The organism is Cellulomonas taurus (genome assembly GCF_012931845.1).
GTDB classification, from domain to species: domain Bacteria; phylum Actinomycetota; class Actinomycetes; order Actinomycetales; family Cellulomonadaceae; genus Cellulomonas; species Cellulomonas taurus.
Genome location: NZ_CP051884.1, coordinates 1,076,354 through 1,094,308 on the forward strand (window position 1 = coordinate 1,076,354; position 17,955 = coordinate 1,094,308).

Below are 17,955 nucleotides of genomic sequence, written 5' to 3' on the forward strand. Positions count from 1 at the left end.
GGCGTCCTACCCCGAGGAGACCCGTGTCGGCATCCGACCGCGCGATCGACCTGACCATCGCGGCCGCCCGCGCCGCAGCCGAGCTGAAGGCCGAGGAGATCATCGCGCTGGACGTCAGTGAGCAGCTGGTGCTCACCGACTCCTTCCTGATCGCCTCCGGTTCCAACGAGCGCCAGGTGAACGCCATCGTGGACGCGGTGGAGGAGGCGCTGCACAAGCAGGGCGCCAAGCCGCTGCGCCGCGAGGGCCGGTCCGAGGGCCGCTGGGTGCTCCTCGACTTCGGCGAGATCGTGGTGCACGTCCAGCACGCCGAGGACCGGGTGTTCTACGCCCTGGAGCGGCTGTGGAAGGACTGCCCGGTGATCGAGCTGCCCGAGGACATCCGCTCCGGCGAGGGCACCACCACCGACGAGGCAGGGGAGTGACCGCCGGGCGGGTCGTGCTCTGGCGGCACGGACGTACCGCCTGGAACGCCACCGCCCGGTTGCAGGGCCAGTCGGACATCCCGCTGGACGAGGTCGGCGAGTGGCAGGTGCGGACGGCGGCGCAGGCGCTGGCGGCCCAGCACCGCCCGGCCCGGATCGTCAGCTCGGACCTGGGCCGAGCACATGCCACGGCGCGGGCGCTGGGCGACGTGACCGGGGTGCCGGTCTCCACGGACCAGCGGCTGCGCGAGCGGTCGTTCGGGATCTGGGAGGGCATGACCGGCGACCAGATCGCCGCGGGCTGGCCGGAGGAGCAGCGGATCTGGCGAGCCGGTGGGCAGCCGGAGGGCATCGGCGCCGAGTCGCGTGCCGTGGTCCAGCGCCGGATGGTCGAGGCGGTGCAGGAGCACGCCGCGGACTTGGGTCGCGAGGACGTGCTGGTGCTGGTGTCGCACGGTGCGGCGATCGGTGCCGGGCTGACCGGGCTGCTCGGGCTGCCCGCCGAATGGCGTGGGCTGTCCGGGATGTCGAACGCGCACTGGGCCGAGGTGGTGCCGACCCGTGGTGACGCCGAGCCGGCGTGGACCGTGCAGGTGCTGAACTTCGGTCCGGTGTGGGCGTCGTCGGACTGGAATGCCGGACCGGACACCGAGGTCGAGACGCTCGACGACGAGGTCCGCGATCCGGCGTGAGGCGGGTCACCGGAGCCGATTGGTGTTTCGGCTCGTGGATCGCCTATAGTCGTACTCGCCCGCACGGCGGGTGATGAGGGAAAATCCTTCGGGATCCAGCCTCATGGGGCTGTGGCGCAGCTGGTAGCGCACCTGCATGGCATGCAGGGGGTCAGGGGTTCGAGTCCCCTCAGCTCCACCGGAAAGATCGAGAAGGGGCCCGTTCCGAGTCATCGGAACGGGCCCCTTCCGCATGTCACCCCACCGATCCGTGTTCGGTACAGCTTTCCTCTGGCGTCGAACGACGTAGCGGCCTATAGTCCACGTTGACTACTCAAGCTTGGCTACTCCACCGGGGTGCCGGGCGACTCGTTCCAGGGAGGACCGCATGCCGCACGGACCCCGGCTGACACCACTGGATGTGGCGACGCTGGCGCTGTTGGTGGAGGGCCCGACGCATCCCTACGAGCTGCATCGGGTGCTGCTCCAGCGCGGCACCGAGAAGGTGGTCAAGATGCGGGCCAGCTCGGTCTACAACTCGATCAACCGCCTGCTCCGGGACGATCTGATCCAGGTAGTGGAGGTGGACCGGGACGGCAATCGCCCCGAGCGCACGGTCTACGGGATCACCGACGCCGGGCACCAGGCGCTCTCGCTGTCCATCCAGTCGATGATCGCCGGGCCGGTGAACGAGTTCCCGGTGCTGCCCGCGGCGATCTCCCAGGCGCACCACGTGCCGAAGGAGACGGTGCTCGAGCTGCTACGTGACCGGGTCGACCGGCTGGAACAGGAGATCGCCGAGCTGCGGTCCGGCGTGGACCAGGTGGTCGCCAAACAGCTGCCCGACCGGTACTGGATCGAGTGGACCTACCAGATCGCCATCTATGAGACGGAGTCGCGCTGGATCGCGACCGTCATCGACAGGATCACCTCCGGCGACATCGCCTGGTGAATCCTCCTCAAACCCCCACTCCTCGAAGGAAACGCTATGTCTGCCACAGTGCGTCCCTGGCCTGCCCTCTGGGCATTGGTCGTGGGCTTCTTCATGATCCTGGTCGACACCACGATCGTGTCGGTCGCGAACCCGGCGATCATGGCCGGTCTGCACACCGACATCGACGCGGTGATCTGGGTGACCAGCGCCTACCTGCTGACCTACGCCGCCCCGCTGCTGGTCACCGGGCGGCTGGGTGACCGCTTCGGTCCCAAGCCGGTGTACCTGGCCGGGCTGACCCTGTTCACCCTCGCCTCGGCCGCCTGCGGTCTGTCCGGGTCGATCGGTGCGCTGATCGCCGCGCGGGCGGTGCAGGGTCTGGGCGCGGCCCTGATGACCCCGCAGACCATGGCGGTGATCACCCGGATGTTCCCGCCGGACCAGCGCGGCAAGGCGATGAGCCTGTGGGGTGCGACCGCCGGGGTGGCGACCCTGGTCGGCCCGATCCTGGGCGGCGTCCTGGTGGACGGTCTGGGCTGGGAGTGGATCTTCTTCGTCAACGTGCCGGTCGGGATCATCGCCTTCGTGCTGGCCTGGCGGCTGGTGCCGACCCTCCAGACGCACCCGCACCGGTTCGACCTGGTGGGCGTGACCCTGAGCGCGGTCGGCATGTTCCTGCTGGTGTTCGGCATCCAGGAGGGCGAGAGCTACGACTGGGGCCTGATCGGTGGCTGGCTGCCGGTCTGGGGTGTGGTCGGCGCGGGTGTCGTCGTGCTGGCGCTGTTCGTCTGGCACCAGTCGCGGATGCGCGGTGAGCCGCTGCTGCCGCTGGGGCTGTTCCGGGACCGCAACTTCGCGCTGGCGAACGGGGCGATCAGCACGCTCGGCTTCGCGGTGACCGCGATGTCGCTGCCGTTGGTCTTCTACTACCAGCTGGTGCTCGGCTTCTCCCCGACCCGGTCGGCGCTGATGCTGGTGCCGATGGCCGTGATGACCCTGCTGCTGTCGCCGGTGACCGGCCGGCTGGTGGACAGCTGGAACCCGCGCAACATCGCCCTGGCCGGGATGCTGATGCAGGCGATCGCGCTGGTCTGGTACTCGCTGTGGCTGACCCCGGATGCCGACCAGTGGGCGCGGTTGCTGCTGCCGTCGGCGCTGCTCGGGGTGGCGAACGCCTGCCTGTGGTCGCCGATCTCCTCCACCGCGACCCGCAACCTGCCGCGGGAGCTGGCCGGTGCCGGGTCCGGGGTGTTCAACACCACGCGCCAGATCGGGTCGGTGCTCGGGTCGGCTGCCATCGCCGCCCTGATCCAGGCCCGGCTGGTCGCCGCCTTCGGGGCGGAGGCGGCCGGTCAGACCGGTGCCGCCGAGGCCGCCGGTGCACTGCCGGACGCGTTGAAGGCCGGGTTCAGCGATGCGATGGCACAGTCGATCCTGCTGCCCGCCGCGCTGGCGGTGGTCGGTGCGCTGATCGTGGTCTGGTTCGCCCCGCCGAAGCGTGGCGGCCAGTGGGCCGGTGCGGCGCAGCCGGAGAGCACTACCGCGGTGCCGACGGCACGCTGATGACGGCGCCCCCGGAGCCGGCCGAGCCGACCGAGCGGGCAGAGTCGACGGAGCCGCCAGAGCCGACAGAGCGGGCGGAGTCGTCGAGCTGACGACGGGGCACGAACGACGAGGCCGGGACGATCCCTCGGGGGCGTCCCGGCCTCGTGCGCGCGGTCAGTCCTCGGAGCCGCGCCTGCCCGGTCGGACCCGGCGGTCGGCCACCGCGGCGAGGGTGGCCTCCAGGGCCGCCTGACTGCGGTCGTAGGTGCGCTGGGCGACGGCGACGAAGACGCAGTCGACCACGGTCAGCTGGGCCAGCCGTGAGGCGGTGGCACCCGAGCGGAAGGTGGTCTCGCGGGCGGCGGTCCGCAGCACGTGGTCGGCGACCCGGGCCAGCGGGGAGCGGGGGTTGTTGGTGATCGCCACGGTGGTCGCGCCGCGCTCGGAGGCGATCCGCAGCGCGTCCAGGGTGTCGATGGTGGTGCCGGTGTGGGAGATGGCGATCGCGACGTCGCCGGGGCCGACCAGCGCGGCGCTGACCAGTGCCATGTGGGCGTCCGGGAACGCGAAGGCCATCCGGCCGATCCGGTGCAGCTTCTGCTGTAGGTCGGCGGCGACGAATCCCGAGGCGCCCACCCCGTACAGGTCGACCCGGTGCGCGGTGACCAGGGTGTCGACCACGGCCTCCAGCTCGGCCACGGACAGCGAGCGGGCGGTGTCCTCCACGGCGCGGGCGTCGGCGAAGGCGATCTTCTCGATCACGGACGCCAGGTCGTCGCCGGGGGCGATGTCGCCGGTGGGCGAGGGGCCGTCGCTGTGCTCGCGGGACCCGAGCTCGGTGGCCAGCGCCATCCGGAGCTGGGGGTAGCCGCGCAGACCGAGTCGACGGCAGAACCGCACCACGGTCGCCTCCGAGGTGTCGCAGGCGGCGGCCAGGTCGGTGATGGTCAGGGTGGAGGCGCGGGCGGGATCGGCCAGCACGTAGTCGCCGACCCGGCGCATCGCGGGTTGCAGGTCGGCGAGCTGGCTACGCAGCGTGTCGGTGAGCTGATCGGTCATGTCACCGGTGATCCTGCCGTGTCGGCGGCGCCGATGGGGCGGTTCGAGGGAGCGTTTCCTCCCGGTGCGGTGGATCCGGCGTGGTCGGCGACCGGGAACGGGGTGCCGGTCAGCGCGGCGACGGCGGTGCGCACCCCCGACGGGTCGGGGCCACGATCCGGGTCGACGGCCCGATCGAGCGCCGCGCGGGCGGTGTCGGGGTCGACGTCGGCGAGCAGGGTGACCAGCGCGGTACGCACGTCCTGACCGGCGTCGAGCAGGGCGCGCTCGCAGTCCGGTGCTGGTCGACCGGTGGCCTGGACCAGCATCCGCACGGTGCGGGCCCGGAGCTTCCGGTTGGTGGCCCGGACGTCGATCATCAGGTTCGAGAACGTGCGGCCCAGCCGGACCAGGGTGGCGGTGCTGAAGGTGTTGAGCACCAGCTTCTGGGCGGTGGCGGCCTTCATCCGGGTGGAGCCGGTGACCACCTCCGGGCCGGTGTCGACCAGCACCGCCACATCCGCCAGCCGCGCCAGGGTCGCCCCCGGGTTCGCGCTCACCAGGGCGGTCCGGGCGCCGACCGCCCGGGCGTGCTCCAGCGCACCCGCGACATACGGGGTCCGGCCGCTCGCGGCGATCCCGACCACCAGATCGGTGGCTCCGATGTCCGCCACGGCGGCGGCACCGAGCGCCGGGTCGTCCTCCGCGCCCTCGACCGCGGTGACCATCGCCGAGGGCCCGCCGGCGAGGTGCGCCACGAACCACTCGGTGCCGACGCCGTAGGTCGGGGCGAGTTCGGCGGCGTCCAGCACCCCGAGCCGCCCCGAGGTCCCGGCGCCGACGTAGTGCACCCGACCCCCGGCGCGGATCGCCTGCACCGCCAGGTCGACCAGGGCGGCCAGTGGTGCCTGGACGGCGGCCACCGCCTCGGTGACGGTGCGGTCCTCGGCCGTGATCAGGCGCACCAGCTCGGCGCTGTCCAGCAGGTCGATGGTGCCGGTGCGCGGGTTGCGCTCCTCGGTCGGTGACGCCAGGGAGAGCAGCGAACGCCAGTCGTCCTCGGTGGGGCGCGATGCGTTCATGACAGGGTCCTCTCGGGGTGGTGCAGCACCAGCCGGTGTACCGGGGTGTCGGGCATCGTGGTGCGGGTCAGCGGATGGGGCGTCGGCGGGGTGAGCGAGCCGAGCGCGGCCGGGCGGCGGGCGCCGGTGGTCCGTCGGCCGCCGGGTCCGGTCGCGGTGCCGGGCAGACCGGCGACGGACAGGAACCCGAGCAGGGCGAACAGGTACGCCTCCTTGGCGTCGACCGGCAGGCCCGCCGCGTCCGAGGTGGCGACCCCCGGCAGCAGCGCCGCCAGCCGGCGCATCAGCACCGGGTGGTGCGCGCCGCCGCCGGAGACCAGCACCCGGTCGGGTCGGTACTCGGCGAGCTGATCGGCGATGGTGCGGGCGGTCAGCTCCACCAGGGTCGCGGCCAGATCGGCGCCGGTCGGGGCGTCGCTGCCGAGCGTCCGGGCGACATAGCCCGCGTCGAACAGCTCCCGGCCGCTGGAACGCGGCACCGGGCCGCGGTAGTACGGCTCGGCGAGCAACCGGTCCAGGGCCACCGGATCGACGGTCCCGGCGGCGGCGAGGGCGCCGTCCCGGTCGTACGGTTCGCCGGTCAGGTCGCGGATGGCGGCGTCCAGCAGACAGTTCCCCGGCCCGGTGTCCCAGGCGACCACCGGGTCACCGGGGCCACGCACCACGGTGGCGTTCGCGATCCCGCCGATGTTCACGGCGACCGACACGCGCTCGGGATCGGCCAGCCAGAGAGCGTCCAGCACGGACACCAGCGGTGCGCCCTGCCCGCCGGCGGCGATGTCCGCGGAACGGAAGTCGTGCACCACGGGTCGTCGGGTGGTCTCGGCGATCCAGGCGGGCTGACCGAGCTGGAGCGAGCCGAGGGCGGTGCCGTCCGGGTCGACCCAGTGGAACAGGGTCTGGCCGTGCGAGGCGACGACGTCGCTGCGGCCGTCGGCCAGGTCGGCGTCCGCTGCCCGGGCGACCGTGCCCAGGTGGCGCCCGATCAGGGTGTCCAGCGCGGCGACCTCGCCGACCCCGATCGGGGCGGGTGGCATCGCTGCCTGGATCCGTGCCCGCAGGTCGTCCGGCCACGGGTACTCGGCCTGGCCGAGCAGGGTCAGGTGCAGGGTGCCGTCGGGGTCGAGCCGGAGGTCGGCGGCGGCGGCGTCCACCGCGTCCACCGAGGTCCCGGAGGACAGGGCGAGCACGATCATCGGGTCAGCACCTCCACGGCGGCGGTCGCATTCGCCCGCCCGACGCCCCAGGTGAGCAGGACGTGTCGGGCCGTGGGCGCGGAGTCGGCGGTCCCGGCGTGCAGCACGATCGCCTCCGGGACGGCCGCCAGTACCCCGCGCAGCCGTTCCGCCTCGCCGGGGTCGGAGGCGGCATCACGGGTGATCACCAGGAGCGGCCCGGGGACGTCGGCCGGCTCGGATGCCGCGGTGGTGGCGGTGGGCCACCGATCGAGCACCGCGCGGCTCAGGTGGGTGGCGACTCGTCCGGCCGCGTGGTCGAGGCGGGTGCGCAGGTCGATCAGCAGCGGGGGAGCGGTGACGGTGACCGGGGTCGAGCCGTCGGCCCAGCGCACGGCACGGCGCGCCGCCCGCAGTCCGACCTCGGTCAACCGGGCCTCCGCCGCCGCCAGGGCGTCGGGACCGGCGATCCGACGACGCACCGCGCGGCTCTCGCATCCGAGCCGCGCGGTGCGCGCCACCGACTCGACCAGAGGTCCGGTGTCGAGTCGGCCCGAGCGAACGGCGGCCGTGACTGCCGCGTGCGCGCTGCGGTACAGGGCCTCGTCATCACGGTCGACCGTGGTGCCGAGGCAGAGCAGGTCGGCCCCGGCGAGCAGCGCGCGCACGCACGCCTCGCCGAAGCCGGGGTCCCGGGCGACCGCACCCATGTCCAGGGCGTCGGTGATCACCGGGCCGGTCAGGCCGAGATCGCGGGCGCGGGCGGTGACCGCGGGGTCCAGGGTCGCGGGCAGGTCCGAGCCGAGGGCGGGCAGCACGACGTGGCCGGTCATCAGCGCGTCGATGCCCGCCGCTACCGCAGCCTGGAACGGGGGCAGGTCGCGGCGCTCCCAGGTCGGGAGGTCGTCCGGCACCACCGGTAGCGACAGGTGCGAGTCGACGCGGGTGGCGCCGTGCCCGGGGAAGTGCTTCCCGCAGGCCGCGACCCCGGCCTCGTGCAGCCCGGCCAGGAACGCGGTGGCGTGCCGGGACACCCGCTCCGGGGTGTTGCCGAACGCGCGCACCCCGATCACCGGGTTGTCGGCCGCGGAGTTCACGTCCAGCACCGGCGCCAGATCCAGGTCGACCCCGGCGGCCGACAGCAGGTCGCCGAGCGCCCGTCCGGCCTCGCGGGTCAGCTCCGGGTCGTCGACCGCGCCGAGCGCGCCGGCCCCGGGCAGGGCGGAGCCGGTGGTGGCCTGGAGGCGGGTCACGTCGCCGCCCTCCTCGTCCACCGCGACCACCAGCCCCGCGTCGTGCAGCGAGCGGGTGAGTGCCGCGGTGGTGGCCAGGTCCGGGGTGTTGTGCGCGAACAGCACCACCCCGGCCAGCCCGTCGGCGGCGGCGTCGCGCAGCCAGTCCGGCATCCGGGTGCCGGAGAACCCGGCGAGCAGGACGCCGTTGACCAGGCGGTCCAGGTCCGCGGTCATCCCTTCACCGCCCCGGCGGCCAGCCCGGAGGTGAGGTTGCGCTGCACCAGGACGAAGAACACCAGCACCGGCACCGTGATCAGGGTCGACGCGGCCATGACCGCACCCCAGTCGGTGGCGTTCTCCCCGAAGAACTTCTGCAGTCCGACGGCGACGGTGTAGTTCGCCGAGTCGGACATGAAGGTCAGCGCGAAGATGAACTCGTTCCAGGCGGTGATGAAGCTGAACACGCTGGTGGCGACGACGCCCGGGGCGACCAGCGGCACCAGGATCGACCAGAACATCCGGCCCCAGGAGGCGCCGTCCATGTAGGCGGCCTCCTCGATCTCCTTCGGCACGGCGGCGACGAACCCGCGCAGGGTCCAGATCGCGAACGGCAGCGAGAAGGCCAGGTAGACGATGGACAGCCCGAGCAGGGAGTTGAGCATCTGCAGGGTGCGGGCCTGGAGGAACAGCGGGATGACCAGCGCCTCCAGCGGGACCATCTGCACGATCAGCACCAGGACCAGCACGGCGGTGCGGAACCGGAACCGGAACCGTGCGACGGCCACCGCGGCGAGCAGCGCCACCAGGGCGGAGACGACCACGGTCAGGCCGGCCACGACGATCGAGTTCCGCAGGTAGACGCCGAAGCCGCCGTCGTCGATCACCCGGATGAAGTTGTCCAGGGTCAGGTGGGTGGGCACCAGCTGGGCACCGCGCCGGGCGGCATTGGCGTCGAAGGCGGTGGAGATCATCCAGTACGCCGGGAAGATCGCCACCAGGATCACCGCCGCCACTCCGACCGCCTTGGCGATCCGGGCGGTCGTGTGTCGCCGGGACGGCCGGCGGGCGGTCAGGACGTCGGCGCTCACAGCTCGTCCTCCTTGAACAGGGTGCGCAGGTACACCACGGTGATGCCGAGCAGGATCAGGGTGAGCAGGACGGCGATCGCCGAGCCCATCCCGTACTTGCCCTGGGCGAAGGACTGGATGTACGACCACACGCCGAGGTTGAACACCTCTTTGTTGCCGCCGTTGCCACCGGGCATCAGGTAGATCTGGGTGAAGACCTTGAAGTCCCAGATGGTCGACAGGATGGTCACCACCGCGAACACCGGGCGCAGGACCGGCACGGTGATCGCCCGGAACCGGCGCCAGGCCCCGGCCCCGTCCATCGTGGCCGCCTCGTACAGCTCGGTCGGCACGGTCATCAATCCGGCCAGCACGGTGATCGCGACGAACGGGAAGCCGTGGTGCACCACGTTGAGGGTGGCGATGGCGTAGAAGGTGAACCGGTCGGTGAACCAGTTGGTGGTCGCCGGGTCGATCAGGCCGAGCCCGTCCAGCACCGAGGACACCAGGCCGTTCAGCGGGTCGAACAGCCAGATGAACACGTAGGTCCCGGTGACCGCCGGCACCGCCCAGGCGACCATGATCGCGGTGGAGCAGATGGTGCGCCAGGTCCGTCCCAGGGTGTTCAGGAACAGGGCGACCGCGGTGCCGAAGGTGACGGTGAGCGCGACGCAGACGGCCGCGAAGCCGACGGTGTTCGGCAGCACCACGGTCCACAGGAACCGGTCGCCGAGCACCTCCCGGTAGTTGTCCAGGCCGATGTAGTTGTCCTCGCCGGAGGCGATCTGGCGCAGTCCGTAGTCCTGGAAGGACAGCAGGACCACCCGGATCAACGGCCAGAGCAGCAGCACCGCCAGGACCGCGAGCGCGGGGGCGAGCAGCAGCCAGGGCCGCCCGCGGGTGAGGCGCCGACGCGCGCTCACCCGCGGACGTGCCGTGGGGGGAGTGGTGACGGTGGTCATCCGGCGAAGGTGGCGTTCATGTCGTCGGCGGCGGTGCTGGTGGCCTGCTCCACGGTCTGCTTGCCGGAGAGGATCGACTGCAGCATGGTCTCCACCGTCTTCTTGCCCTGGATCTGGCCGTACAGCGGGGTGACCGGCAGCGAGGCGCCGCCGTCGACCATCTGCTGCGCGAACGGCGCGACCAGCGGGTCGTCCGACTCGGCGGCTGCCTCGAGCAGCGACGCCTGACCCGGGAAGTAGTTCGCCTCGTCGGCCCAGCGCTGGGCGAACTCGCCGGTGGACATCATCTGGACGAACTCCCAGGCGAGGTCCTGCTTGTCGCTCTCGTTGAAGATGCCCAGGTGCGAGCCGCCCAGGAACGACGGCGAGATGCCCTCGTCCTGACCGGGGATCGGGAAGGCGCCGATCTTGCCCTCCAGGTCGGGGGCGTCGGTGAGGATCGTCTTCGGGGTCCAGGACCCGGTGATCATCATCGCGGCGTCGCCCTGCTCGAAGGCCTTGAGGAGGTCGGTCTCCTTCCAGGTGGTCGCGGCGGCGGTGGAGACGCCGTCCTGCAGCGCCATGTCGGTGTAGAACTCGATGCCTTCGCGCGCGGCGTCCGAGTCGATGCCCGAGGTCCAGGTGTCGCCGTCCTGCTCCGCGATCTGCCCGCCCGCGCCCCAGACGAACGGCATGACGCCGTACTGGCTGTCACCGGCGATCGGCCACGCGGTGGTGTCCGGGAAGGTCTGCTTCAGGGTGAGGGCGGCCTGGCGGAGCTCGTCCCAGGTGGTCGGCACCGCGATCCCGGCCTGCTCGAACAGGTCGGTCCGGTACACGAAGGAGCGCACGCCCGCGTACCAGGGCATGCCGTACAGCGCGCCGTCCACGGTGCCCGCTTCCTGCAGGCCGGGCACCAGGTCGTCGTCCAGGCCGGCGTCCGCTACCAGGTCGGTGAGGTCGGCGAGCGCGCCCACCTCCGCGAACTCCGGCGTCCAGGTGGTGCCGATCTCGGCGACGTCCGGCGTCGTCCCGCCCGCGATGGCGGTGGTGAACTTGTCGTGGGCGGAGGCCCAGGGCTGGAACTGCACGTCCAGCGTGGCACCGGTCTGCTCCTCGAAGGCCGTGGCGACCTCGTCGAAGAACGGATCGGCGTCCGGGTTGGTGCCCTCCATGATCCAGACCGTGAGCGTCTGGCCGGACCAGTCGCCGTCGGTGCCGGAGCTGGCGGCGGCGTCGCCACCGCCGGAGCCGCAGGCGGCCAGGGTGAGCGAGAGGCCCAGGGTGAGGGCGGCGATGGGCAGAGATGAGCGTGTCATGCTCGGACTCCTCTTCGAACCGATCGGAAGGACACGTCAGGGGGTACGCGTCCACGCCGCCGATGTCGCTCCGGCGGCCGTGGCTACGACGGTAGAGAATCTACATTGCGAGTCTGTTGCATGTAAATTACCAACATGGGTGAACGGAGACCATGCGTGGACCTCGTCCTGGGTGCGGACATCGGCGGTACGTCCACCCGCGTCGCCGTGCTGGCGGCCGACGGGCGCGTGCTCGGCACCGGTCGCTCCGCGGGCGGGAACCTGCGCTCCGTCCCCGCCGACCTGGTGCGCGAGCGGCTCGGCGAGGCGCTACGGCAGGCGGCCGCCGGGCTGCCGACCGGCGCGCGCATCGTGGCGGCGCACCTCGGGATCGCCGGTGCCGGGGGCGCGGGACGGGCGGCGGCGGAGTCGGTGGTCCGCGAGGCGTGGCCGCTCGGTGAGGTCTGGGCGGCTGCCCCGACGGTCGGTGACGACCTGTCCATCGCCTTCGCTGCCGGATCGACCGGAGGTGACGGGCTGCTGCTGCTCGCCGGGACGGGTGCCGTCGCGTGCCGGTTCGCCGCGGGGCGGCCGGTGGCCCGGGCGGACGGGCTCGGCTGGCTGCTCGGCGACCGTGGCTCGGGGGTGTGGTTCGGACTCGGGGCGCTGCGGGCGGTGGCCGGGGAGCTCGACGGCACCGGGCCGTCGACGGCGCTCACGGCGATCGTCCTGGACGAGCTGGGGCTGCGGGACGCCGACCCCCGGCAGGGCCTGATCGCGGCGGCGCACGACGTCCCGGTGGCGGCGCACGGTCGGTGGGCGCCCGCGGTGATGACGGCGGCCCGCGCCGGGGACGACGTCGCGGTCGCGCTGGTGCAGGAGGGCGTGGCCGCCCTGCTGCGGACCGCCGGGGCGATCGGATCGCAGGTCCCGGAGGTCGTCCTGGCGGGCTCGTTGCTGGTCGAGGACACGCCCGTGCGGGCCGGTGTGCTGGAGGGGTTGACCGTTCCGGCGCTGGATGCGCGCGCACCGGTGGTCGGGGCGCTGGCCCTCGCGGCCCGGGCGGCCGGCTGGCCCGAGGTCGATCGCGCCGCGCTCACCGCGGGCCTGTCGGGCGATCGCCGCACCTCCTAGAGTCGGCCCATGCCCACACCTCCCTTCGTGCTCGCGCTGCGCGAGAAGATCGGCCACGACCTGCTCTGGATGCCGGGGGTGAGCGCGGTGGTGTTCCGGGCCGCCGAGCACAGTCCCACCGGCCGGGAGCAGGTGCTGCTGGTCAAGCGTGCGGACAACGGTCAGTGGACGCCGACCACCGGGATCATCGATCCGGGGGAGGAGCCGGCGGTGGCCGGTGCCCGCGAGGTGCTGGAGGAGACCGAGGTCGAGGCGGTGGCCGAGTCCTTGGTCTGGGTGCACACGCTGCCGCCGATGCGATACCCGAACGGCGACGCGTCGCAGTACCTGGATCTCACGTTCAGGTTCCGGTGGGTGGCGGGGGAGCCGGGCCCCGGCGACGGGGAGAACTCGGCGGCCGCCTGGTACCACCTGGACGAGCTGCCGGCGATGTCGGCGGAGATGGTCGCCCGGATCGAGCACGCCCGCACCCCGGAGCTGGGCTGCCGGTTCACCGGCTGAACCCGAGGTCATCACCAGCCTGTCGAGCACGGCCGACGACTGTCCCGGTTCCGCGCGGGCGCGTGAGCAGCGGTGATGTCCGGCGCGGGCGATTCGGGCGGCTTCGGGGAGATGTCCGGTTCTAGGTTAGGGTAGCCAAACCTTCCCAGCCCGACCGGGGCTGCCCCCTGAGCGAAAGTGACCCTGTCGATGCGTGTCGCACCGATCCGCCGCCCCGCCGCCCTCGGCGCCGCTGCCCTCGTCCTCGCCCTGGCCGTGGCCGGGTGCTCCACCGCCGACGGCGGCGCAGCCGACCCCGGCACCGCCGACTCCGCCGCATCCGGCGAGGCCGGCGAGCACTCGGTCGAGCACGCCCGGGGCACCACCGAGGTGCCGGACGACCCGCAGCGGGTCGTCGTCCTCGAGCCGGTCGAGCTGGACACCGCGGTCGCGCTCGGCGTCACCCCGGTGGGGGCGGCCGTGGCCAGCAACGTCGCGGGCATCCCCGCGTACCTCGGCGTGGAGGGTGTGCAGCCGGTCGGCACCGTGCCGGAGCCGGACCTGGAGGCGATCGCCGCCCTGAAGCCCGACCTGATCCTCGGCACCGAGTCCCGGCACTCCGCGCTCTACGACCAGCTGGCCGCCATCGCCCCCACCGTGTTCATGGCGACCCAGGCCGACCCCTGGCGGGAGAACGTCCTGCTGGTCGGCGAGGCGCTGAACCAGCGCGACGCCGCCGCCGAGCTGGTGGACGGCTTCGACCAGCGGTGCGAGCAGATCGCCGCCGAGTTCGACGTGGCCGGTAAGACGGCGAACCTGATCCGGCCCCGGGACGAGACCACCCTGAGCCTGTACGGCCCGACCTCCTTCGGCGGCGGCGCGCTGGAGTGCGCCGGTCTCACCATCCCGGAGCAGGACTGGGAGGACGGGCTGCAGGCCGACCTGTCGCCGGAGAACGTGCAGCAGGCGGCCGCCGACTACGTCTTCGTCACCACGACCGACGTGAACGACCCGAGCACCATCCCGGCGGCGATCAGCCAGAACAGCGCCGTCTTCGGTTCGGTGACGCCGGTGGACACCAGCTACTGGGTCTCCGGCGTCGGGCCGAAGGGCGGCGAGCTGGTGCTCGACGACATCGAGCAGTTCCTCGCCTCGCAGCAGTGACCACCGCCGTCGCGGACCGTGCCCCGGTCCGGCCGCATCTGCGGTCGGGCTGGGGCCTCCTCGCGCTGCTGGTGCTGCTGCTGGTCGCCGTGGCACTGTCGCTGATGGTCGGGTCCAACCCGCTCGGCCCGAGCACCGTGATCGAGGCGCTGCGCGGCCACGGGTCGGCGGAGGCGGGCTACGTGGTGCACGAGCTGCGGATCCCGCGCACCCTCACCGGCCTGGTGGTCGGGGTCGCCCTGGGGGCGGCGGGCGCGCTGATCCAGGCCTTCACCCGGAACCCGCTGGCCGACCCGGGCATCCTCGGGGTCAACGCGGGTGCCGCCTTCGCCATCGCGGTCGGGGTGGCGTTCTTCGGGCTGCACAGCGCCACCGCCTTCGTGGCGCTCGCGGTGACCGGGGCACTGGTGGTGACCGTGGCGGTCTACCTGATCGGCTCGGCCGGTCGTGGTGCCGCCGACCCGATCCGGCTGGTGCTCGCCGGGGTGGCCCTGGGCGCACTGTGCTCGGGGATGACCACCGGGATGACGCTCAGCGACCCGGACGCCTTCGACCAGATGCGGTCCTGGCACGCCGGATCCCTGCTCGGCCGGGGCTTCGAGCTGCTGGTGCCGATGCTGCCCGTCGTCGGGGCGGCGCTGCTGGTCGCCTTCCTGCTCGCGCCGGGGCTCAACGCCCTGGCCCTGGGGGAGGACGTGGCCCGGGCGCAGGGCGCGAACATCCGGCTGATCCGCGGCGGGGCGGTGGCGGCGGTCACCGTGCTGGCGGCGATCGCCACCGCGCTGGCCGGGCCGATCTCCTTCGTCGGATTGATGGTGCCGCACGTCGCCCGGTGGGTGTTCGGCGTCGACCAGCGCGCCATCCTGACCGGCTCGGTGCTGCTGGCGCCGGTGATCGTGCTCTGTTCCGACGTGCTCGGCCGGGTGCTGATCGCCCCGGCGGAGATCCCGGTCGGCATCGTGACCGCGCTGGTCGGCGCCCCGGTGCTGATCGCGCTGGTGCGGCGGCGACGGGCGAGCGCGCTGTGACCGCCGTCGACGACCTGGACGTCGGCTACCGGCGGGTGACGCTGCGTGCCGCGGGGCGGAGCGTGCCGATCCGGGCCCGGTCGGTGCTGGTCGGCGTGCTGCTGGCGGCGGTGCTGGTGGTGCTCGCGGTGCTGGCCCTCGGCCTCGGGTCGTACCCGCTGTCACCCGGTGCCGTGCTGCGCGTGCTCGGTGGCGGCGGCGAGGGCATCGACCGCACGGTGGTGCTGTCCTGGCGGCTGCCGCGGACCCTGGCGGCCGTCCTGCTCGGCGGCTACCTGGCGGTGGCCGGTGCGTTGTTCCAGACCGTCACCCGCAACCCGTTGGCCAGTCCGGACATCCTCGGCATGTCCAACGGTGCGTTCACCGGCATGTTGCTGGTGACGGTGGCCGGTGCCACCGCCTGGCCGGTGGTCGCCACCGGTGCGGTGGTCGGGGGACTGGCCGCGGCGGCGCTGATCTGGCTGCTGGCCCGGCGCGGTGGGGTGCAGGGGTTCCGGCTGATCGTGGTCGGGATCGGGGTCGCGGCGCTGCTGGCGTCCCTGAACACCTGGATGCTGCTGGAGGTCGAGCTGGACACCGCCATGTTCGCCTCCGCCTGGGGAGCCGGTTCCCTGAACGGGGTGACGGCCACGCCGCTGACCGGTGCGTTGCTGTGCGGACTGCCCGTCTTGGCGGTGCTGGCGCTGCTCGGCCCCCGGTTGCGACAGCTCGACCTCGGCGACGACGTCGCCAGCGCCACCGGATCCCGCCCGGCGGTGGTGCGGACGCTGGCACTGCTGCTCGCGGTGGTGCTGGTCTGCGTCGCTACCGCGGTGATCGGCCCGGTGGCCTTCATCGCGCTCGCGGCGCCGCAGATCGCCCGCCGCCTGGCCCGCACGCCGACCCTCTCGCTCACCCTGTCCGGCCTGGTCGGCGGTGTGCTGCTGCTCGGCTCGGACCTGATCCCCCAGCATGTCCTGCCGGTCACCCTCCCGGTGGGTGTGGTGACCGTGTCGGTGGGCGGCCTGTACCTCGTGACCACCCTGATCCAGGAGATCCGCCGTCGTGTCTGAACCTCGTCCCCAGACCGCCCGACTCCGCGCCGAGGCCCTCACCCTGGGCTACGACGGCGCGCCCATCGTCGAGGACCTCACCGCGAGCATCCCGGACGGCTCCTTCACCGTGATCATCGGGCCGAACGCCTGCGGCAAGTCCACCCTGCTGCGTGCGCTCTCCCGGCTGCTGGCGCCGCGCTCGGGGCAGGTGGTGCTGGACGGCAAGGCGATCGGCAGCCTGCCCGCCAAGGAGGTCGCCCGGCGGCTCGGCCTGTTGCCGCAGACGGCGCTCGCCCCCGACGGCATCACGGTGGCGGACCTGGTCGCCCGCGGCCGGTTCCCGCACCAGGGGCTGCTCCGCCAGTGGTCGGAGACCGACCGGGACGCGGTGATCGCCGCCCTGGACGCGACCGGTACCCGGGAGCTGTCCGGCCGCCGGGTCGAGGACCTGTCCGGTGGGCAGCGGCAACGGGTCTGGGTGGCGATGGTGCTCGCCCAGCAGACCGACCTGATCCTGCTGGACGAGCCGACGACCTTCCTGGACATCGCGCACCAGGTCGAGCTGATGGAGCTGTTCGCGCACCTGAACCGGGAGGGCCGCACCGTGGTCGCCGTGCTGCACGACCTGAACCAGGCGGCCCGGTACGCCGATCACCTGATCGCGATGCGGGCGGGGGAGATCGTCGCCGCCGGGCCGCCCGCCGAGGTGGTCACCAGCGAGCTGGTCGAGCAGGTCTTCGGCCTGCCGAACGTGATCATCGCCGACCCGGTCACCGGCGGGCCGCTGGTGGTCCCGCGCGGCGTGCCGGTGCCGCAGTCGGCCGGGGTCGCCGGATGAGCGGCGAGTTCCCCTGGGAGTACCGCGCGTTCCGGGTGCGGGTCGGCGCGGTGCGTCAGCTGTCGCCCGGCTTCCTGCGGATCACCCTGACCGGTGACACCCTCCGGTTCTTCGCCCCCTGGGGTCTGGACCAGCGGATCAAGCTGGTGCTGCCGATGCCGGACGGCAGCACGCCGGACTTCGGGTTGCTGAACGAGCCGACCCCGCACCCCCGCGAGTGGTACGCGCGGTGGAAGGCGCTGCCCGCCGACCGGCGCAATGTGCTGCGCACCTACACCCCGTCGGCGATCCGGCCCGAGGCGGGCGAGATCGACGTCGACCTCTACCTGCACGAGCCCGCGGGCCCGGCCTCCCGGTGGGCGCGTGCGGCACGGCCGGGCGACGAGCTGGTGATCACCGGACCGGAGGTGCGGCTCGGGCGCACCGGTTACGGCATCCACTACGTGCCGCCCAGCCCGCCGGAGCACCTGCTGCTGATCGGCGACGAGTCGGCGCTGCCCGCGATGGCGAACATCCTGGCGGCGCACCCGACCCTGCCCGGCGATGTGCTGCTGGAGCTGACCGACCCGGCGGACGACCTACTGTCCGGGGCCGGACACCGGGCGACCGTGCACCGCTTGCAGCGCGGAGCGGTGGCGGGCGCCGCGTTGGAGCGCGCGGCACACAGCTGGGCGGCCGACCACCCCGAGCTGACCGCGCACCCCGGCCTCTATGCCTGGATCGCCGGGGAGGCGGCGGCGACCACCGCGATCCGGCGGCACCTGACCGGGACGCTCGGCGTGGACAAGGACCGGGTCGCGTTCCTCGGGTACTGGAAGCTCGGCGGCCCGCTGGTCGGCTGACCGCCACGCTCCCGGCCGGTAGGG

18 protein-coding genes and 1 tRNA gene are annotated in these 17,955 nt (G+C 73.0%); 12 read left to right on the forward strand and 7 right to left on the reverse strand.

Translation table 11 applies throughout. The features are described 5' to 3' along the window. Window positions 1-23 precede the first annotated feature (23 nt). From rsfS to HGK68_RS04900, 5 genes are all read left to right on the forward strand, one after another. The gene (gene rsfS, locus HGK68_RS04880) at window positions 24-425 is read left to right on the forward strand and encodes a ribosome silencing factor (RefSeq protein WP_169164944.1); all 402 of its coding nucleotides are present in this window, start codon (window positions 24-26) and stop codon (window positions 423-425) included. Then, the gene (locus HGK68_RS04885) at window positions 422-1,117 is read left to right on the forward strand and encodes a histidine phosphatase family protein (protein ID WP_169164945.1); all 696 of its coding nucleotides are present in this window, start codon (window positions 422-424) and stop codon (window positions 1,115-1,117) included. Before rsfS ends, HGK68_RS04885 begins: the two co-directional genes overlap by 4 nt. 105 nt (window positions 1,118-1,222) lie before the next feature. Continuing rightward, window positions 1,223-1,295: transfer RNA gene (locus HGK68_RS04890), tRNA-Ala, on the forward strand. A 189-nt stretch (window positions 1,296-1,484) separates the two neighbouring features. After that, a complete protein-coding gene (locus HGK68_RS04895; RefSeq protein WP_169164946.1) occupies window positions 1,485-2,048 on the forward strand; it encodes a PadR family transcriptional regulator in 564 nt (187 codons plus the stop codon). A gap of 36 nt (window positions 2,049-2,084) precedes the next feature. Further along, the gene (locus HGK68_RS04900) at window positions 2,085-3,593 is read left to right on the forward strand and encodes a DHA2 family efflux MFS transporter permease subunit (RefSeq protein WP_169164947.1); all 1,509 of its coding nucleotides are present in this window, start codon (window positions 2,085-2,087) and stop codon (window positions 3,591-3,593) included. Window positions 3,594-3,749: 156 nt separating this feature from the next. Here the strand turns inward: HGK68_RS04900 and HGK68_RS04905 are convergent, their stop codons facing one another. The 7 genes from HGK68_RS04905 to HGK68_RS04935 are packed head-to-tail and all read right to left on the reverse strand — an operon-like array spanning window position 3,750 to window position 11,432. Beyond that, the gene (locus HGK68_RS04905) at window positions 3,750-4,634 is read right to left on the reverse strand and encodes a MurR/RpiR family transcriptional regulator (RefSeq protein WP_169164948.1); all 885 of its coding nucleotides are present in this window, start codon (window positions 4,632-4,634) and stop codon (window positions 3,750-3,752) included. Continuing rightward, window positions 4,631-5,695 (reverse strand): N-acetylmuramic acid 6-phosphate etherase, encoded by a 1,065-nt coding sequence (gene murQ, locus HGK68_RS04910; RefSeq protein ID WP_169164949.1) that lies wholly within the window; start codon window positions 5,693-5,695, stop codon window positions 4,631-4,633. The genes HGK68_RS04905 and murQ overlap by 4 nt, the downstream gene beginning before the upstream one ends. Then, entirely contained in the window at window positions 5,692-6,891 is a 1,200-nt protein-coding gene (locus HGK68_RS04915; protein ID WP_169164950.1) for an anhydro-N-acetylmuramic acid kinase, read from the reverse strand. The genes murQ and HGK68_RS04915 overlap by 4 nt, the downstream gene beginning before the upstream one ends. Then, window positions 6,888-8,339 carry a glycoside hydrolase family 3 N-terminal domain-containing protein gene (locus HGK68_RS04920; protein WP_169164951.1) on the reverse strand — a complete coding sequence of 484 codons (1,452 nt, stop codon included), beginning with the start codon at window positions 8,337-8,339 and terminating at the stop codon, window positions 6,888-6,890. The genes HGK68_RS04915 and HGK68_RS04920 overlap by 4 nt, the downstream gene beginning before the upstream one ends. Further along, a complete protein-coding gene (locus tag HGK68_RS04925; protein WP_246260591.1) occupies window positions 8,336-9,193 on the reverse strand; it encodes a carbohydrate ABC transporter permease in 858 nt (285 codons plus the stop codon). Before HGK68_RS04925 ends, HGK68_RS04920 begins: the two co-directional genes overlap by 4 nt. After that, the gene (locus tag HGK68_RS04930; RefSeq protein ID WP_169164952.1) at window positions 9,190-10,134 is read right to left on the reverse strand and encodes a carbohydrate ABC transporter permease; all 945 of its coding nucleotides are present in this window, start codon (window positions 10,132-10,134) and stop codon (window positions 9,190-9,192) included. Before HGK68_RS04930 ends, HGK68_RS04925 begins: the two co-directional genes overlap by 4 nt. After that, window positions 10,131-11,432 carry a sugar ABC transporter substrate-binding protein gene (locus HGK68_RS04935; protein ID WP_169164953.1) on the reverse strand — a complete coding sequence of 434 codons (1,302 nt, stop codon included), beginning with the start codon at window positions 11,430-11,432 and terminating at the stop codon, window positions 10,131-10,133. The genes HGK68_RS04930 and HGK68_RS04935 overlap by 4 nt, the downstream gene beginning before the upstream one ends. Before the next feature lie 156 nt (window positions 11,433-11,588). Between HGK68_RS04935 and HGK68_RS04940 the strand changes: the two genes are divergently transcribed. The 7 genes from HGK68_RS04940 to HGK68_RS04970 all read left to right on the forward strand — a co-directional run bounded on the left by HGK68_RS04940 (window position 11,589) and on the right by HGK68_RS04970 (window position 17,931). Next, window positions 11,589-12,545 carry an N-acetylglucosamine kinase gene (locus tag HGK68_RS04940; protein ID WP_169164954.1) on the forward strand — a complete coding sequence of 319 codons (957 nt, stop codon included), beginning with the start codon at window positions 11,589-11,591 and terminating at the stop codon, window positions 12,543-12,545. 9 nt (window positions 12,546-12,554) lie between these two features. Beyond that, on the forward strand, window positions 12,555-13,046 hold the full coding sequence (locus HGK68_RS04945; protein ID WP_169164955.1) for an NUDIX hydrolase: 492 nt from the start codon (window positions 12,555-12,557) through the stop codon (window positions 13,044-13,046). 189 nt (window positions 13,047-13,235) lie between these two features. Then, on the forward strand, window positions 13,236-14,189 hold the full coding sequence (locus HGK68_RS04950; protein WP_169164956.1) for an ABC transporter substrate-binding protein: 954 nt from the start codon (window positions 13,236-13,238) through the stop codon (window positions 14,187-14,189). After that, on the forward strand, window positions 14,186-15,217 hold the full coding sequence (locus tag HGK68_RS04955) for a FecCD family ABC transporter permease (protein ID WP_169164957.1): 1,032 nt from the start codon (window positions 14,186-14,188) through the stop codon (window positions 15,215-15,217). Before HGK68_RS04950 ends, HGK68_RS04955 begins: the two co-directional genes overlap by 4 nt. After that, window positions 15,214-16,269 (forward strand): FecCD family ABC transporter permease, encoded by a 1,056-nt coding sequence (locus HGK68_RS04960; RefSeq protein ID WP_169164958.1) that lies wholly within the window; start codon window positions 15,214-15,216, stop codon window positions 16,267-16,269. The genes HGK68_RS04955 and HGK68_RS04960 overlap by 4 nt, the downstream gene beginning before the upstream one ends. Beyond that, a complete protein-coding gene (locus HGK68_RS04965) occupies window positions 16,262-17,089 on the forward strand; it encodes an ABC transporter ATP-binding protein (RefSeq protein ID WP_169164959.1) in 828 nt (275 codons plus the stop codon). The genes HGK68_RS04960 and HGK68_RS04965 overlap by 8 nt, the downstream gene beginning before the upstream one ends. Next, window positions 17,086-17,931 (forward strand): siderophore-interacting protein, encoded by an 846-nt coding sequence (locus tag HGK68_RS04970; protein WP_169164960.1) that lies wholly within the window; start codon window positions 17,086-17,088, stop codon window positions 17,929-17,931. The genes HGK68_RS04965 and HGK68_RS04970 overlap by 4 nt, the downstream gene beginning before the upstream one ends. Window positions 17,932-17,955: the final 24 nt, after the last annotated feature.

Coding starts and splice junctions, on each gene's coding strand:
- HGK68_RS04930 (WP_169164952.1), bottom strand. CDS start 10,134: ATGACCACCGTCACCACTCCCCCCACGGCACGTCCGCGGGTGAGCGCG.
- HGK68_RS04950 (WP_169164956.1), top strand. CDS start 13,236: ATGCGTGTCGCACCGATCCGCCGCCCCGCCGCCCTCGGCGCCGCTGCC.
- HGK68_RS04900 (WP_169164947.1), top strand. CDS start 2,085: ATGTCTGCCACAGTGCGTCCCTGGCCTGCCCTCTGGGCATTGGTCGTG.
- HGK68_RS04920 (WP_169164951.1), bottom strand. CDS start 8,339: ATGACCGCGGACCTGGACCGCCTGGTCAACGGCGTCCTGCTCGCCGGG.
- HGK68_RS04895 (WP_169164946.1), top strand. CDS start 1,485: ATGCCGCACGGACCCCGGCTGACACCACTGGATGTGGCGACGCTGGCG.
- HGK68_RS04970 (WP_169164960.1), top strand. CDS start 17,086: ATGAGCGGCGAGTTCCCCTGGGAGTACCGCGCGTTCCGGGTGCGGGTC.
- HGK68_RS04905 (WP_169164948.1), bottom strand. CDS start 4,634: ATGACCGATCAGCTCACCGACACGCTGCGTAGCCAGCTCGCCGACCTG.
- HGK68_RS04915 (WP_169164950.1), bottom strand. CDS start 6,891: ATGATCGTGCTCGCCCTGTCCTCCGGGACCTCGGTGGACGCGGTGGAC.
- murQ (WP_169164949.1), bottom strand. CDS start 5,695: ATGAACGCATCGCGCCCCACCGAGGACGACTGGCGTTCGCTGCTCTCC.
- HGK68_RS04935 (WP_169164953.1), bottom strand. CDS start 11,432: ATGACACGCTCATCTCTGCCCATCGCCGCCCTCACCCTGGGCCTCTCG.
- HGK68_RS04945 (WP_169164955.1), top strand. CDS start 12,555: ATGCCCACACCTCCCTTCGTGCTCGCGCTGCGCGAGAAGATCGGCCAC.